The 15,269-nt window shown below is 71.8% G+C and carries 12 protein-coding genes; 7 read left to right on the top strand and 5 right to left on the bottom strand.

What is annotated here, in order from left to right; genetic code table 11:
- Positions 1 to 2 precede the first annotated feature (2 nt).
- Positions 3 to 581 carry a hypothetical protein gene (locus HAV39_RS33640; protein ID WP_191843212.1) on the top strand — a complete coding sequence of 193 codons (579 nt, stop codon included), beginning with the start codon at positions 3 to 5 and terminating at the stop codon, positions 579 to 581.
- Between the two features lie 164 nt (positions 582 to 745).
- Here HAV39_RS33640 and HAV39_RS33635 read toward each other — a convergent pair whose 3' ends face one another.
- Complete coding sequence (locus HAV39_RS33635) at positions 746 to 3,697, bottom strand: glycoside hydrolase family 48 protein (protein ID WP_373311680.1); 2,952 nt, start codon at positions 3,695 to 3,697, stop codon at positions 746 to 748.
- 281 nt (positions 3,698 to 3,978) lie between these two features.
- Here HAV39_RS33635 and HAV39_RS33630 point away from each other — a divergent pair, with 281 nt between their 5' ends.
- The 4 genes from HAV39_RS33630 (at position 3,979) to HAV39_RS33615 (ending at position 6,809) form a co-directional block, all read left to right on the top strand.
- Positions 3,979 to 4,812 (top strand): aldo/keto reductase, encoded by an 834-nt coding sequence (locus HAV39_RS33630; protein WP_191843210.1) that lies wholly within the window; start codon positions 3,979 to 3,981, stop codon positions 4,810 to 4,812.
- Between the two features lie 74 nt (positions 4,813 to 4,886).
- Positions 4,887 to 5,609 carry a hypothetical protein gene (locus HAV39_RS33625; protein WP_191843209.1) on the top strand — a complete coding sequence of 241 codons (723 nt, stop codon included), beginning with the start codon at positions 4,887 to 4,889 and terminating at the stop codon, positions 5,607 to 5,609.
- A gap of 70 nt (positions 5,610 to 5,679) precedes the next feature.
- A complete protein-coding gene (locus tag HAV39_RS33620; protein WP_191843208.1) occupies positions 5,680 to 6,249 on the top strand; it encodes a hypothetical protein in 570 nt (189 codons plus the stop codon).
- A complete protein-coding gene (locus HAV39_RS33615) occupies positions 6,246 to 6,809 on the top strand; it encodes a hypothetical protein (RefSeq protein WP_191843207.1) in 564 nt (187 codons plus the stop codon). The genes HAV39_RS33620 and HAV39_RS33615 overlap by 4 nt, the downstream gene beginning before the upstream one ends.
- Here the strand turns inward: HAV39_RS33615 and HAV39_RS33610 are convergent.
- A complete protein-coding gene (locus HAV39_RS33610; protein ID WP_191843206.1) occupies positions 6,693 to 8,096 on the bottom strand; it encodes a hypothetical protein in 1,404 nt (467 codons plus the stop codon). The genes HAV39_RS33615 and HAV39_RS33610 overlap by 117 nt on opposite strands.
- 30 nt (positions 8,097 to 8,126) lie before the next feature.
- Entirely contained in the window at positions 8,127 to 8,876 is a 750-nt protein-coding gene (locus HAV39_RS33605; protein ID WP_191843205.1) for a TetR/AcrR family transcriptional regulator, read from the bottom strand.
- Between the two features lie 118 nt (positions 8,877 to 8,994).
- On the opposite strand from HAV39_RS33605, the gene HAV39_RS33600 reads away from it, so the two are divergent.
- Both HAV39_RS33600 and HAV39_RS33595 read left to right on the top strand, forming a co-directional pair.
- A complete protein-coding gene (locus tag HAV39_RS33600) occupies positions 8,995 to 10,641 on the top strand; it encodes an MFS transporter (protein WP_191843204.1) in 1,647 nt (548 codons plus the stop codon).
- 131 nt (positions 10,642 to 10,772) lie between these two features.
- Positions 10,773 to 11,666: a siderophore-interacting protein gene (locus tag HAV39_RS33595; protein WP_191843203.1), complete on the top strand. Its 894-nt coding sequence runs from the start codon at positions 10,773 to 10,775 to the stop codon at positions 11,664 to 11,666.
- 221 nt (positions 11,667 to 11,887) lie between these two features.
- Here the strand turns inward: HAV39_RS33595 and HAV39_RS33590 are convergent, their stop codons facing one another.
- A complete protein-coding gene (locus tag HAV39_RS33590) occupies positions 11,888 to 13,321 on the bottom strand; it encodes a glycoside hydrolase family 76 protein (protein WP_191843202.1) in 1,434 nt (477 codons plus the stop codon).
- A 108-nt stretch (positions 13,322 to 13,429) separates the two neighbouring features.
- The gene (recQ, locus tag HAV39_RS33585; RefSeq protein ID WP_191843201.1) at positions 13,430 to 15,247 is read right to left on the bottom strand and encodes a DNA helicase RecQ; all 1,818 of its coding nucleotides are present in this window, start codon (positions 15,245 to 15,247) and stop codon (positions 13,430 to 13,432) included.
- Between the last annotated feature and the right edge of the window lie 22 nt (positions 15,248 to 15,269).

The raw sequence follows: 15,269 nt of genomic DNA, 5'->3' as shown, positions 1-15,269 counted from the left end.
CGATGACGGCGACGACCACCACGGACTGGCGCGACACCCTGCGTGACGCCGCCGACCTCGCCCTGGTCGGCATCCTGGTGACCGTCGCGGCGGTGCCGGTCGTGACGACCGGCGCCGCCGTCGCCGTCGGCGCCGAGGCCGTGCACCTGCGCTTCACCGACGGCCGCTGGCCCGGCCCGCGCGACCTGCTCCGCACCTTCGGCCGCCGCCTGCTCCCCGGCGCACTGGCCACGCTGGCCGTGCTGGCCACCGGGCTGCTGCTGGCCCTGAACATCTTCTGGCTGCGCCGCGGCATGGCCCCCGGCGGCGAACTGCTGCTGGCGCTCACGGCCATCGTCGGGGTGGCGCTGATCGGCCTGGTCGCGCTCGCGATCCCGCTCCTGGGCCGGGCGTACACCTACCGCAGCGCCCTGCGCACCGCGCTGTCCCGCCCGGCAATGATCGTCACCGGCGCGGGCGTCATCGGCATCGCCTTCCTGATCGGCTCCATCCTCCCGATCACCGCCCCGCTCCTGACCGGCTACGTCCTGCTCGCCCTGCACACCATCGCCCGCCGCGTCCCGTCAGCCGCCACCGCCTGAGCCGTCCCGGCGTTCCAAGATCCGTTTTTGTGGACGCTGGAAGCTGCTATAGCGACGTCCAGCGTCCACAAAAACGGATCTTGCTGCGGGACAAGCCGCAGAAAACGCAAGGCGGCGGGCGCCCCCGAAGAGACGCCCGCCGTTTGCTGCGAGGCTGAGTGAGGTCAGCCGTTGGGGAACAGGGCGGCGAAGTCGGCGAAGGCCATCGCCACGTCGCTCTGCGCCCAGAACCGGTGGTAGTTGAAGCTCGGCGCGGGTCCGCCGTCGAGGTGGGTCTGCACCTTCGACCAGTCCGGGTCAGACTTGTACCAGGACCGGATGTCCAGGAACGTCTTGCCCGCGGTGATGATGTCGCCGTTGGGCATGTCGCCGGTCCAGCCGGACGGGACGAAGATGCCCTGGCCGGTGCTGGCGTTGTAGGTGTCGTCGAACCGCGAGTAGTCGCCGCGGGTCTCCGTCGTCGAGACGCCCTTGCTCTCGGCGCGGGCGTACAGCGCGTCGATGATGCCCTTGCCGGTGGTCTTCGCCGCGGCGTTGCCGGACTTGGCGGCGTAGAACAGCAGCGCACGGGCCAGTGACGCGGCGACGCCGACGTCCTGGCCGGTGCTGGTCACCGTGACGTGCAGGCCGGTGTTGGTCGCCGGGCTGGACGGGTTCCAGGTCGCGGGCGCGCCGGACCAGCCCAGCTCGGACGGGACGGCGAAGTTCGTGCCGCTGACCGTGGTGTTGGCGACGGCCCACGGCACCCACTTGTCCAGCAGCGCCTTGGCCTTGGCGTTGCCGGTCGCGTAGTACAGCTCGGCGATGCGGCCCATCGACCAGACCTGCATGCCGAACCACTGGTTCGACGGCGGGTCGTGGTAGACCGGCTTCTCGTCGTAGAACATGCCGTAGAAGGTGGGCGTGTTCGCGGGCGGCGTGGCGTACGAGCCGGCCCAGCTGTTGGTCGCGCCGCCGGCGATGCCGCCCTCGGCCGACTGCAGCCACTGGTAGAACTCCAGCTGCCGGTTGAAGCTGTTGGTCCAGTCCGCGTTCGCGGTCGGCGACAGCGGCTTCAGCTCGTTGACGTTCGCCAGCGCGTACGCCGCCATGGGGTTCTGGTAGCCGAAGTGGTTGAAGCTGGAGCCGATGCGCCACGACCAGGCCGACGTGAGACCGCCGCCCCAGGCGTAGTACCAGGACATCAGGTAGTGCATCGAGTCACGGCCCGTGCCGGCGGCGCAGGTGGTCGCCCCGACGCAGTTGCCGATCTTCTTGAAGTACTTGTCGAACATGGCGTAGCGCAGGTAGTCGCCCATCTTCGCGGCCTTGCTGAGGGTCGACGCGATCTGCGACTGCTTGCCCTGCTCCGTGGCCCAGGTCAGCGCCCAGTAGGCCGCCTCGATGGCGCGGGCGTCGGCGTCGGGCGCGTTGGTGTACTTCCACTGCGCCGCGGGCGCGCTGGACTCCTTGACGAACAGGTCCAGGTAGCCGTTGGGGCCGCCGTTGTTGAGGTTGTCGCAGCTCGGCTGCGGGATGGTCTCCCACACCGACTCCTGCGGACCTCGCTGGAAGGTGTTGATGTACGCCGGGCGCGTGGTCCCGTTGCCGCACCGGCCGAAGCCGTACTTGTTGTCGACGTCGAGCAGCCAGTGCATGCCGTAGATGCTGCCGTTGCCGTAGGTGCTGGTCAGCTCACTGCGCAGCGGGTCGGCACCGACCGGGACGCTGGGCTGCAGCTGCGACGGGTAGTTGGCCGGGGTGAGGTGCTCGGCCGCGTACTGCGGGGTGCCGGCGACGCCCGCGTTGGGCTGGTCGGCGGCCGACGGGATGATGTACTGCTCCATCACCGTCCAGGCCTGGTTGAACTTCGTCCAGTCCTGGGTGAACCGGCCGTAGTAGGCCTCCAGCCACAGCCAGTAGGAGAACGCCTCGCTGGTGGTCTCGTGGCCGTAGTCGGGCGCCTCGACGATCAGCGTCTCGATCGAGTGGTACGGCACGCCCTCAGGCGAGAAGTACCCGTTGGCGGTGTTCTTGATCTTGTTGTACTGCTCGATGAAGCGCTGCGTGTAGACGTTGACCTCGTCGTCGGCCTCGGTCGCGGTGACCACGCCGGGGTCGTACCCGGTGGCGCTGGCGGTGATGGTCGCCGAGCCGGAGGCGTTGTCCGCGTCCTGCGCCGCCGCCAGGGTGACCGTCTGCTCGGTGCCCCAGTTGCTGGTGCTGAACGTCAGCGTCGCGCCGGCGGAGACCGACACGTCGGTGTCGCCCGCGGTGCGGGCCACGGCCACGGTCAGGTTGGCCGACGGCGCCGCCGACAGCTTCACATTGAACGTGCTGGTGCCGCCCTCGGGCACGCTGACCGCGGCCGTGCTCGCCGCGTTGACCAGCACCTTCGGCGCGACGGAGGCGTCGACCACGACCGTGGTGTTCGCCGTGGCGGTCGCGCCGCCGTTGTCGGTCGCCTTCGCCTGGAAGACGTACGTGCCGACCGGCAGCGCCGAGACGTCCCAGGTGTACGGGGCGGCGGTGTCCGAGCCGAGCAGCAGCCCGTCGCGGTAGAACTCCACCTTCGACACGGTGCCCGGCGAGGTGTCCGCCGCGGTGGCCGCGATGGTGAACGACGCCGGGGCGGTGTAGTGGGTGTTGCTGGCCGGGGCGGTGATGCTCACCGTCGGCGCCGGGTTGGCCCCGGTGCAGGCCGTGCCGTTGATGGTGAACGACGTCGGCGACGAGTACGTGCCGCTCCAGCGGCCGTTGAAGCCGATGCCGGTGGACCCGTTCGTCGGCACGTTGCCGTTGTAGCCGAGGTTGGTCGCGGTGACGTTCTGGCCGGACACGGCGTAGTTCGCCGACCAGCCGGGCAGGGTGACGGTCTGCCCGGAGGGCAGCGTGAAGCCGAGCGTCCAGCTCGTCCACGGGTCACCAAGGTTCTTCAGGGTGAGGTTGGCGGTGAAGCCGCCCGAGCCGGGGGCTTCGGTCCAGGGATTGGCGGTGTAGACGACCTCGCAGGCGACTGCGGCCTGGGCCGGGCTCGCCGCCACCACCAGGCCGCCGCCGGCGACCAGCGCCGCGGTGGCGACGGCGCCGAGGCGCCGCAGCAGACTGGGGCGGGAACGCCGCAGTGGGTACAACAAGACGATCTCCTCGCGAATGTGCCGGGACCACGTCCCGGCGGGGAACCTGTGCGGACCGTCGCTGAGGACGGTGGTGCCGCTTCGGCGCATCCATGCCCTGACGTGCCGTGTCGCGCGACGATGGCTCCCGGTCGCGAATTCTGATCAGTCTTGCATGGGAGCGCTTCCATCGCAAGGGGTCACTGCCCGGCCGGTCCGGCGGCACGCCGCGCGTCGATTCACCGGTCCGTGCCGGGCAGACTGCCGCGACCGGCGGCCCGACCACTGGAAGAATGGACCGCATGATCGTTCCTGACGTGACCCTCAACAACGGCGTTCTGATGCCCCAGCTCGGCTTCGGCGTGTGGCAGGTCGACGACGACGCGGCGGAGCACGCCGTGACCACGGCGCTGGAGGCGGGCTACCGGAGCATCGACACCGCCAAGATCTACGGCAACGAGCAGGGCGTCGGCCGGGCGCTGCGCGCGAGCGGGCTGCCCCGCGAGCAGCTGTTCGTCACCACGAAGCTGTGGAACACCGAGCACCAGTACGACAAGGCCCTGCGCGCCTTCGACGACAGCCTGGCCTCGCTCGGCCTCGACTACCTGGACCTGTACCTGATGCACTGGCCGGTGCCGTCGCAGGACCTGTACACCGATGCCTGGCGCGCGATGGAGAAGCTGTACGCCGACAAGCGGGTGCGCGCCATCGGCGTGTCCAACTTCACCGTGCAGACGATGAGCCGCCTGCTCGACGAGTTCGACGTGGTGCCCGCGGTCAACCAGATCGAGCTGCACCCGCACTTCCCCCAGGAGGAGCTGCGCAAGCTGCACGCGGTGCACGACATCGCGACCGAGGCGTGGAGCCCGCTGGGCCAGGGCAAGGGCCTGCTCGACGACCCGGTGCTGGCGCGCGTCGCGGCCAAGCACGGCAAGTCCCCGGCGCAGGCGGTGCTGCGCTGGCACCTGCAGCTCGGCAACGTGGTCATCCCCAAGTCGGTGACCCCGTCGCGGATCGCGGAGAACATCGCGGTCTTCGACTTCGCCCTCGACGACGAGGACATGGCGGCGATCGCCACTTTGGACAACGGCGGTCGCATCGGCCCCGACCCGGCCGTCTTCGCCTGGATGGGATAAAGGAAGTCCATTGCGGACGGACGCCTTCCGGCTCGGTTATGCCGCAGGGCGTCCGTCTCGTTATGCTCGCCGACGTGTCTGTCACGGGGCAGGGCGGCCTGAGCCGCAGGTTGACCAGGGGGCTCCTCGACCAGGTCACACCCGGCCTGCGCTGGGTCGCGGCCGTGGTGCTGCTGGGGGTGTCCGGGCTGTTCGGCGGCCTCGACACGGTGCCCGAGCCGCCGGCGGAGACCGTCGCGGCGGGCACGACCGTCCACGGCGGCCCCTGGGAGGTCACCGTCGAGGCGGCGGCCGTCTACCGGGAGATGGGCAAGCTGCGGCTGGAGAAGGAGACCGACCGCTGGCTGGTGGTGACCGCGACGGTCCGGATCACCGCCCACGAGAGCACCATGCCGCCGTCCGACCTGCTGACGCTGACCGGTGTGACGGGTTTGACCAGCCCGACCCCGGCCGAGGAGGCGCTCGACCGGGACAAGAGCCGCCTGCGCCTGCTGCAGCCGGACATGCCGGAGCGCATCCTGTTCATCTGGGAGCAGTCGGGCGACGCGCCCGTGCCGGCCTCGATCACCGTGGCGGTGGAGCAGCGCACCTACCGCGAGGACAGCCTCAGCGGCGCGTGGTACTGGATGGACGTGGACGGCGAGGGCGAGGACGAGCCCGCCGGCCGGGTCACGGTGCCGGTCAGAACCGACCTGCCACCGCTGATCGCGAGCCCGTCGTCCTCGGCCGCCGCGTCGCCCCCGACCAGCCCGAAGCCGGCCGCCAGCCGCACGCCGAGCGCCGGGCCCACGCCGTGAGCCGCGCCGCTGCCATGAGCCGGACCCCTGCGGTGAGCCGGACCGCTGCCTTGAGGCGAGGAGACGACGCGTGAAGCTGTTGCGCCGCCTGGGAACCGCCGCCTTCGTGCTGGCCGCGCTCGCCGCCGGACAGGCGGTCCACTCCGCCGAGCCGAGCGTCAACCACGCCCTGCGCCCCTTCCCGGTGGCCGGGGAGGTCGGCGCGGAGGTGGCCGCCCGCACCTTCACCGCCCGGGTGCAGCTGGTGCGCTGCGCCGCCGCGCTGCGGATCGGCGAGCACGTGCTGGACACCCAGGGCGTCTGGATCATCGCGAAGCTGCGGGTGGGCGCGCGGTTCAAGCCGACCAGCATCGCGTACGCCGCGGCGCGCGACGGCGCCGGAAAGGTCTACCAGACCACGGACCGGGTCTCGCTGGACCTGGTCTCGGGCGGGCTCACCATGCAGCCCGGCCTGCCCTACGAGGGGGAGATCGCCATCGAGGTGCCCACCGCGTCCGCGGGCAGCCTGACCCTGCTGCTCGCCGACAACAGCCTCGACCAGCGGATGGACTCGATGGCCGAGATCGGGCTGCCGATCTCCGACGGGAATGCCTGCTCGGCCGAGCCCACCACCCTGCTCGCCCCGAAGGCCGTGTCATGAGGGGCCCGGACTCGCTGGGCCGCGGCTGGTGGCGGCGCAACGTCTGGGGCCTGGTCGCCCTGCTGCCCATGCTGGTCCTGATGGTGGCCGCGGCCGGATACTCGGATCTGGAGTTCTGGCAGCGTGGCAAGCCGGCCGTGGTGCTGCCCGCCGCCGACGGGACGGCCGACTTCGCCGGGATCCGGGTGCGGGTGGCCGAGCTGGTCCAGGCCACGGACCTGAAGCGCGGCCTCGATCGCCCGTTCGTCGTGCCCGACAACATGACCGCCTGGCGGGTGGTGCTCGACGTCGAGGGGCCGACCGACCCGGAGCAGGTGCCGTTCTGCGACATCAGCATCGAGGACACCGCCGGCAACCTGTACGCCGACAACCCGAAGGAGCTGTCGTCGGCGCGCACGCCGCTGGGCAACTGCAAGCCGGACAACAGTCCGGTGCCCGCCGCGTCAGGCAGGCACCAGACCGTCGCCCATTTCGTCACGCCGCGCGGGGTGGACATCGCCGCGGTGCGGGTCTTCTTCGGCGGCGTGGACCAGACCCGGTACGTGCGGTTCGACCGGTAGCGGCGCCTGCACCCGCAGCACCCGGTCGACGGTGGCGGCGACCAGGCACAGCAGCAGCACCATGCTGATCGCGTCGTTGACGATGCTGAGCGGGCCGGACAGCGGCCGCCACACGAAGTTCAGGTCCTGCGCGCCGATCAGCGTCCGCTCCAGCTCCCACAGCCAGGTCGGCAGCGTCTGCACGGCGAGGAACAGCACGCAGAACATCAGCATCGGCACCTTGCCCGCGTGTGCCAGCAGCCGGAAGCTCTGCGCCAGCGGCGTCATCGTCTCGCGCACGTTGGCGGTGCTCGCCGCGCCCAGCCGGCGGACCGGTGCGGGCAGCTTCGCCCAGCGGCGGGCCGCGCGCACCGCGCGCCGGGCGGCCTTCGGGCTCAGCGGCGGCGTGCCCAGGCTCTGCCCGTACACCACCGCGCCGACGATCAGCCAGGCCAGCGGCACGACCAGCACGACGTCGAGGGACAGGAACAGCTCCGAGAACCACGTGCCGGCCGCCCGGACCGGCTCCTCCAGCGGCCCGAGCTGCGCGACCACGTGATGCCAGCCCGACAGGGCCCACTGGTATGCCTGCCGGTGCTCGACGAACGGCAGCACCTTGTCGCTGACGCCGGAGACGAACACCGCCACCAGCGTCAGCGACAGCACCTCCAGGTAGGCCCGCACGAAGCCGATCCAGCTCCACAGCCGGTCGGCGCGCAGCCCCAGCAGGAACCGCAGCAGCAGCGCGGCCAGCGACACCACGACGAGCGTCGTGTTCAGCGTGAACGGCAGGCGCTCGTCGAGCACCAGCGCCGAGGGGTTCGTGACCGCCTCGGCCTTGCTGTTCTCGTCGGCGATGATCTCCAGCAGGTAGCTGTCCCGGTCGGCCTCGAAGTAGCCGTAGGAGGCGTACACCACGATGAACGGCAGCAGCACGCTCGCCACGTGCGCCAGGGTGCGGAAGCGCTGCCCGGGCTCGCCGCCCGGCGTCGTGGTCGGCAGTGACCGCGACAGCACCCGCAGCATCAGCACCAGCGCGGTCATCACCGCGACCGGGACCAGGGCGAAGACAAGGAAGCCGAAGACGCCGTCGAGGTCGCTGGCCTGCACGGCCACCAGGGTCACCCCGCGCCGGGCCGCGAAACCGGCGAACACCAGCGCGAACAGCACCGGCCAGTGCCGCAGCAGCAGCACACCGACGGTGCCGAGCACCGCCGCGAGGTGGCGCAGCGACCAGGCGATGCCGTGCCGGGGTGCGGGCGTCGCCGGGAAAGGCGAGGGGGCGGCCGGAGAGGAGAGGTCCGTCACGACAGTGACGGTACCGTCCACCCCGGAACGTCAGCCGTCCGCCTGCTGCTCGATGAGCAGCCCGACACCGTCCAGGATCCGGTCCAGTCCGAACACGAACTCCTCGTGCGGATCGTCGGCCCGGTCGAGCACCCCCGATGCGATCGCGCGCGCCAGCGCCGGGAACCGGGCCGGGTCGACGAGCAGTTTCAGCAGCTTCCCGTATGCCGACATGGCCTCGTCGAGTGAGCTGCCCAGGGCCTGCACCGCGGTCTGCATGTCGACGGCGACCGTGGCCTCGTTGCGGACGTACATCGTCAGCAGCAGGACGATCGAGAGTTTCGCCTCCTCGCGCAGGCCGGTCTGCGCCATCGCGGCCAGCCCGGAGTCCATCCAGGCCAGTTGGTGGGGGGTGGCGGGCGGGCCGCTGACGGGCACCCGCAGCACCCAGGGCTGCCTCAGATACAGCTCGCGGCAGGCCCAGGACCAGGCGGTGAGCCCGGCGCGCCAGCCGCTGTCCGGGTCCAGCGGAGGCGGGTCGCCGATGGCGGCGTCCATCATCAGTTCGAGCAGTTCGTCCTTGGCCCGGACGTACCGGTAGAGCGCCATGGTCGAGGCGCCCGCCTCGGCGGCGACCCGGCTCATGGAGACCGCGCCGATGCCGTCGGCGGCCGCGACGCGGATGCCGGCCGCGACGATGCCGTCGAGGCTCAACCCCGGCTTGGGCCCCTTGCCGGGGCGCTCGCGCAGGCCCCACGCGGCGGCGATGTTCGCCGGGACCCCGGCGCTGTCGAATTCCATCACACCTGCTTCTACCTCGGACGCTTGACTGCACATCCTAGTACTGCGTATAACGTACACAGAACGGCGTATGACATACACAGAAGCGCGTACCGCATACACAGAAGGTTGGTCCTCGATGAACGAGCCAAGCCCACCCCTCGCCGGCCGCCGCGAGTGGATCGGCCTCGCCGTGCTGCTGCTGCCCCTGCTGCTGGTCTCCATGGACGTGTCGGTGCTCTACTTCGCCGTCCCGTTCATCAGCGCCGACCTCGCCCCGTCGGCCACCCAGCAACTGTGGATCTTCGACATCTACGGCTTCGTGCTGGCCGGACTGCTCATCACCATGGGCGCGCTGGGCGACCGGATCGGCCGCCGCAGGCTGCTCATGATCGGTGCGGCCGCCTTCGGCCTCACCTCGGCCGCCGCCGCGTACGCGGGCAGCGCCGAGGCCCTGATCGCCACCCGCGCGCTGCTCGGGATCGGCGGCGCGACGCTGATGCCGAGCACCCTCGCGCTGATCCGCAACATGTTCCACGACGCCAGGCAGCGCGCCACCGCCATCGCGATCTGGACCGCCGCGCTCACCTTCGGCGTCGCGCTCGGCCCGATCCTGAGCGGCCTGCTGCTCGAACACTTCTGGTGGGGCTCGGTCTTCCTGATCAACGTGCCGTTCATGCTGTTGCTGGTCGTGCTCGCGCCGCTGCTGGTGCCCGAGTCGCGCCGGGTCGCCGGCGGCCGGTTCGACCTGATCGGCGCGGCCCTGTCGCTGGCCGCGGTGCTGCCCGTGATCTGGGGCGTCAAGGAGTTCGCCGCGCGCGGCGACGGCCGGCTCGCGGGCGCGGCGATCGTCGCCGGCCTCGCCGTCGGCGCGGTCTTCCTGCACCGGCAGCGCACGTCGCCGGACCCGATGATCGATCTCGCGCTGTTCCGGGGCCGTGCCTTCAGCGGCGCCGTCGCGGTCAACATGCTCGCGATGTTCGCTCTTATCGGCTTCGCCATCTTCACCACCCAGCTGCTGCAGACCGTGTGGGGCATGTCCCCGCTGGAGGCGGCGCTGTGGAGCCTGGTGCCCTCGCTCGGCGTCGGCGCGGTCACCCCGATCGCCGCCGGGCTCGCCCAGCGCGGCGTGCCCCGCGGCCGCCTGGTCGCGGGCGGCTTCCTGATCGCGCTGGCCGGGTTCGCCGCGATGACCGCCGTGGCCGCCGACTCACCCCTGTGGACGCTGATGGTCTGCGCCGCGCTGTATGCCTGCGGCCTGGTCGTGGTGCTGTCGCTGAGCACCGAGCTCATCCTGTGGGCCGCCCCGCCGGAGCGGGCGGGTTCGGCGTCCGCGCTGTCGGAGACGGCCTCGGAGTTCGGCGGCGCGCTCGGCATGGCCGTGCTGGGCAGCATCGGCACCGCTGTCTTCCGCGCTCACCTGGACGTGCCCGCGGGGTTGCCCGCCGAGGCCGCGGACACCGCCCGCGAGACGCTGGCCGGGGCGGCCGTCGTCGCGAGCGGGACACCCGGTCCCGTGGGTGAGGCGCTGTTCGCGAGCGCCCGCACCGCTTTCATGTCCGGCCTGCACGCGGCGGCGATCGCCGCCGCCGTGCTGATGGTGCTGGCCGCGGCACTCGCCATGCGCACCCTGCGCGGGGGTGAACCCGACCGCGTCACGGCCACCGCCGGTTACTCGCCCGAGCCCGCCGGAGCCGAGCCGGGCTGGCCTGCCGGGTCCGTGCCGTCGCCTGGGCCCGGCCCCGCCGTGGGCGAGGCGGCGCAGGACACGACGGCAGCCGTTTGACAAATGGAGGGAAGCCTAACCTAACCTAGGCGTCATGCTGCGCGGCCGCCGGCTTCTCGTGGAGTGCCACGGGGCCGGCGGCCCTGCTCGGCAGCCCCTCTGTCGTCCGGTCCCTGGAGGAGATCCCGCGCATGAGCGAGCCCATGGTCTGGCGGCTGTTCACCGTGCAGGTGCAGTCCGTCACCGAACTCAGCCCGACCTTCAAGCGGTTCACCTTCGCCGGGCCCGAGCTCGCCGACTTCGCCGACTGCGGCTACGACCTGCGCCTCAAGCTGGTGCTGCCCGCCCCGACCGGCGGCTTCGGCGCACTGGAGCGCGGCCCGGACTGGTACACCGTCTGGCGCGGCACGCCCGAGGAGGTCCGCAACCCGGTCCGCACGTACACCGCCCGATACGTGCGCGCCGGGCAGTGCGAGGTCGACGTGGACGTGGCTCTGCACGGCGACGCCGGACCCGCCTCGCGCTGGGCCCGGGCGGCGCGTCCCGGCGACGAACTCGTCCTGATGGGACCGAACGCCGTACACCCCGGCCCGCACGGCGGCGTCGAGTTCGTGCCGCCCGCGCCGGGCGTGCCGGTGCTGCTCGCCGGGGACGAGACCGCGGTGCCCGCCATCGCGGCGATCCTGGAGCGGCTGCCCGCGGACACCGTCGGCGCGGCGCTGCTGGAGGTGCCGTACGCCGCCGACGCGCTGCCGCTGACCGCGCCCGCCGGGGTGGACGTGCGCTGGCTGGCCCGTGACGGCGCGGCCCACGGCAGCCTGCTGGTGCCCGCGGTGCAGCAGGCCGCGGCGCGGCTGGTGCCCGCACCCGGCACGGCCGAGGCGGTCGAGGACGTCGACGTGGACAACGGCATCCTGTGGGAGGTCCCCGAGGAGACCGCGAGCGGGCGGCTCTACGCCTGGCTGGCCGGGGAGGCCGCGGTCATCCGCACCCTGCGCCGCCACCTGGTCGGCGAGCGCGGCCTGGACCGCAAGGCGGTCGCCTTCATGGGCTACTGGCGCCAGGGCCGCACCGAAGAAGGCTGACCCGTCCCTCCCCACCGACCCGACCCGACCCACCGACCCGACCCGACCCGACCCGCCGACCGGCCCGCGGCGCGCGGCCCGGCCGAAGATCAGTGTTTGGTGCCATGGTCTGCGCGTCAGAGCGCAGACCATGACACCAAACGGCGATCATCGCCGCCCACGCCAAGCGATCACCGCAGCCGACGCCAAGCGGTCACCTGCGGCCGCACCGCGAGGTGCGGTCATGGGGCGGCGTTCATCAGGTCGAGGGCGCTCTGCTGGCGGGCGGCGTCGAGCTTGTCGACCGGTCCGGCCCAGCGCAGGCCGTAGAGGTCGAGCGGGGTGCGGTCGGCGGCGTACGCGGCGTCGGCCTGGCGGCGCAGGTAGGCCGTGTAGGGGTGGTCGGGCAGGGCGCTGTTGAGGGCAGCCAGCCCGCGCACGTACGCCCCCTTGAATGAGGGACCGTCCGCGCCGCAGTCGCCGCCCTCGCACGGATCGCGCAGGATGCCGTTGACGTGAAGCAGCCCGGTCGTGGTCGACGCGTCGGCGAGCCGCCGCGCGGTGGCCAGCAGGCTCGCGTCGCCGGTGGCCCGGTGCAGTTCGACCAGCCCGCCCAGCGGCACACCCTGGTTGTACGACCACACCGGCTGGCCGTTGTTCCGGCAGGTGGACAGGTTCACCCCGTCGTTGATAAGCGACGACGCGTTGATCATCCCGGTGCCCTGGAACCAGGTCCACGTCGCCCGTGCCCGGTTCAGGTACACCGCGTCGCCCGCGATCCGGTTGTGCAGGGCGGCGTTGACGTGCAGGTAGAGACCGTTCGCGATGGCGTTCTTCGCGGTCCGCGCGGTGCTCCACCAGACCCCGCCGCCGCAGACCCCGTCCCAGTACGCCGCCATGTGATCCGCGGCGACCCGCGCCGTGCTCAGGTAGCGGGCCTCGCCGGTGAGGTCGTACGCGGCGATCCAGGCCAGCGCCCACCAGCCCGTGTCGTCGATGTACTCGTTGCGGAAGCTGCCCTGGTAGGCGCCCAGGTTGAGGTCGTAGGTGCGGCCGATCGCGTAGCGGTAGCTGCCCATGCCGGTGACCCGGACGTTGTCGATGAGCGCGGTCAGCGCGTTGGCCGTGTTCCACCAGCCGGTGGTGTCGAACCGGCCGGTGGACAGGTTGTAGGAGGTCATCAGCCCGGTGGCCGCGGCGGTGCGCCGGTTGCCGGCGTTCCAGGTGGTGCGGGCCCAGGCCGTGCAGGCGATCTCGGGGCGGTCGCCCGCCTTGCCGCAGGCGCGCAGCGCCCCGACGCCGAGCGCGGCCCAGTCGTCCACGTTGAACATCGGGGTGCGCCAGCCGCGCTGGCCCGCCGGGACGGCGCTGTCGCCGAGCAGGCCGGTCCAGGTGCGGCCGCCGTTGAACGAGCGGTCGAGCCAGACCCGGTCACCGGCGTTGCCGTTGCCGATGCTCGCCCAGCCCATCGCGTCGGCGTCGTCGAAGTGCAGCACGATCTGGCGGCCCCAGACGCCGGCGCTGACCGGTGCCCGGTCGCCGGGTGACAGCGCCGGGTCTCTGCCGTCGCAGTAGCGGTTGCAGATCGGGGCCGCCACGGCAACGCTCGCCATCGGCCCGGTGACCAGGCCCGCGACGGCGAGCCCGGCGGCCAGGAGACGTACCGGTAGTCGCATGTTGAACCTCCTGCTCAGGAAACCTGGATGCAGGAGAGCGCTCTCACTGAGCACTCATGTAACAGGAGGTTTACAGTTTCGTCAACGTCGATGGAATGCCAACCGCGTTCAGGCCGCGGCCAGCGTCTCCAGCACGCCTTCGCCGTACTTGGCCAGCTTGTTCTCGCCGACCCCGCTGATGCCGCGCAGCTTGCCCAGCGAGTCCGGCGCCTGCGCGGCGATCTCGCGCAGGGTCGCGTCGTGGAAGATGACATAGGCCGGGACGCCCTGCTCCTTCGCGGTCGCCGCGCGCCAGGCCCGCAGCGCCTCGAACCGGGGCAGCGCGTCGGCCGGCAGCTCCGCCACCGCGGCGGCGGCCGAGGCCTTGCGCGACGAGCCCGACGAGCGGGCCGCGCGCTCCGGCTCGCGGCGCATCATCACCTCGCGGCGGCGGCCCAGCACGTCGGCGCTCGCGTCGGTCAGCGCGAGTGTGCCGTGCTCGCCCTGCACCGCCAGCAGCCCCTGCGCCAACAGTTGGCGCACCACGCCGCGCCACTCGGATTCCTGCAGCTCGGTGCCGATGCCGAACACGGTCAGCTCGTCGTGGCGATGCTGCGCCACCTTGTCGGTCTTGCGGCCGAGCAGGATGTCGATCGACTGCCCAGCACCGAAGCGCTGGTTGCGCTCACGCTGCAGCCGCAGCACGGTGGACAGCAGCTTCTGCGCGGGCACCGTGCCGTCCCACGACTCCGGCGGGACCAGGCAGGTGTCGCAGTTGCCGCACGCGTCGCTGGACTGCCCGAAGTAGGCCAGCAGCTGCACCCGGCGGCACTGCACCGTCTCGCACAGCGCCAGCATCGCGTCCAGGTGCGCGGCCAGCCCGCGCCGGTAGGCCGCGTCCCCGGCCGAGCCGTCGATCATCTTGCGCTGCTGCACCACGTCCTGCAGCCCGTAGGCCAGCCAGGCCGTCGACGGCAGCCCGTCGCGGCCCGCGCGCCCGGTCTCCTGGTAGTAGCCCTCGACCGACTTCGGCAGGTCCAGGTGCGCGACGAAGCGCACGTCCGGCTTGTCGATGCCCATGCCGAACGCGATGGTGGCAACCATGACCAGCCCGTCCTCGCGCAGGAAGCGGGACTGGTTGGCGGCACGCGTGGCCGCGTCGAGCCCGGCGTGGTAGGGCAGCGCGTCGATGCCCTGCTGCACCAGGAACTCGGCGGTCTTCTCCACCGAGGCGCGGGACAGGCAGTAGATGATGCCCGCGTCGCCGGGGTGCTCGGTGCGCAGCAGCTCCAGCAGCTGCTTCTTCGGGTCGTTCTTCGGCACGATGCGGTACTGGATGTTGGGCCGGTCGAAGCTGGAGACGAACAGGCGGGCCTGCGTCAGCTGCAGGCGCTGCGCGATCTCGGTGCGGGTGGCGGTGGTCGCGGTGGCGGTCAGCGCGATGCGCGGCACGTCCGGCCAGCGCTCGTGCAGCACGGACAGGGCCAGGTAGTCGGGCCGGAAGTCGTGGCCCCACTGCGACACGCAGTGCGCCTCGTCGATGGCGAACAGCGAGATCTTGCCGCGCTCCAGCAGGCGCAGCGCCGCGCCGGAGCTGAGCCCTTCCGGCGCGAGGTAGAGCAGGTCCAGCTCGCCCGCGACGAACTGCGCCTCGACCACCCGCCGCTCGTCGAGATCCAGGGTCGAGTTGAGGAAGCCCGCCTTCACACCCAGCGCGGTGAGCGCGTCGACCTGGTCCTGCATCAGCGCGATCAGCGGCGAGATCACCACCCCGACGCCGGGCCGCACCAGGGCCGGGATCTGGTAGCACAGCGACTTGCCGCCGCCGGTCGGCATGAGCACCAGGGCGTCGCCGCCGCTGATCACATGGTCGATGATCTCCTGCTGCTCGCCGCGGAACGAGTCATAGCCGAAGATCCTGCTCAACACCTGCGAAGCATCCTGCACCCGTCGATCCTATGGACCGCCC

It is taken from the genome of Catellatospora chokoriensis, from assembly GCF_011297315.1.
Lineage (GTDB): Bacteria > Actinomycetota > Actinomycetes > Mycobacteriales > Micromonosporaceae > Catellatospora > Catellatospora citrea.
Note: the sequence above shows the minus strand (reverse complement) of the source record. Positions and strands in the feature narration are given on the sequence as shown.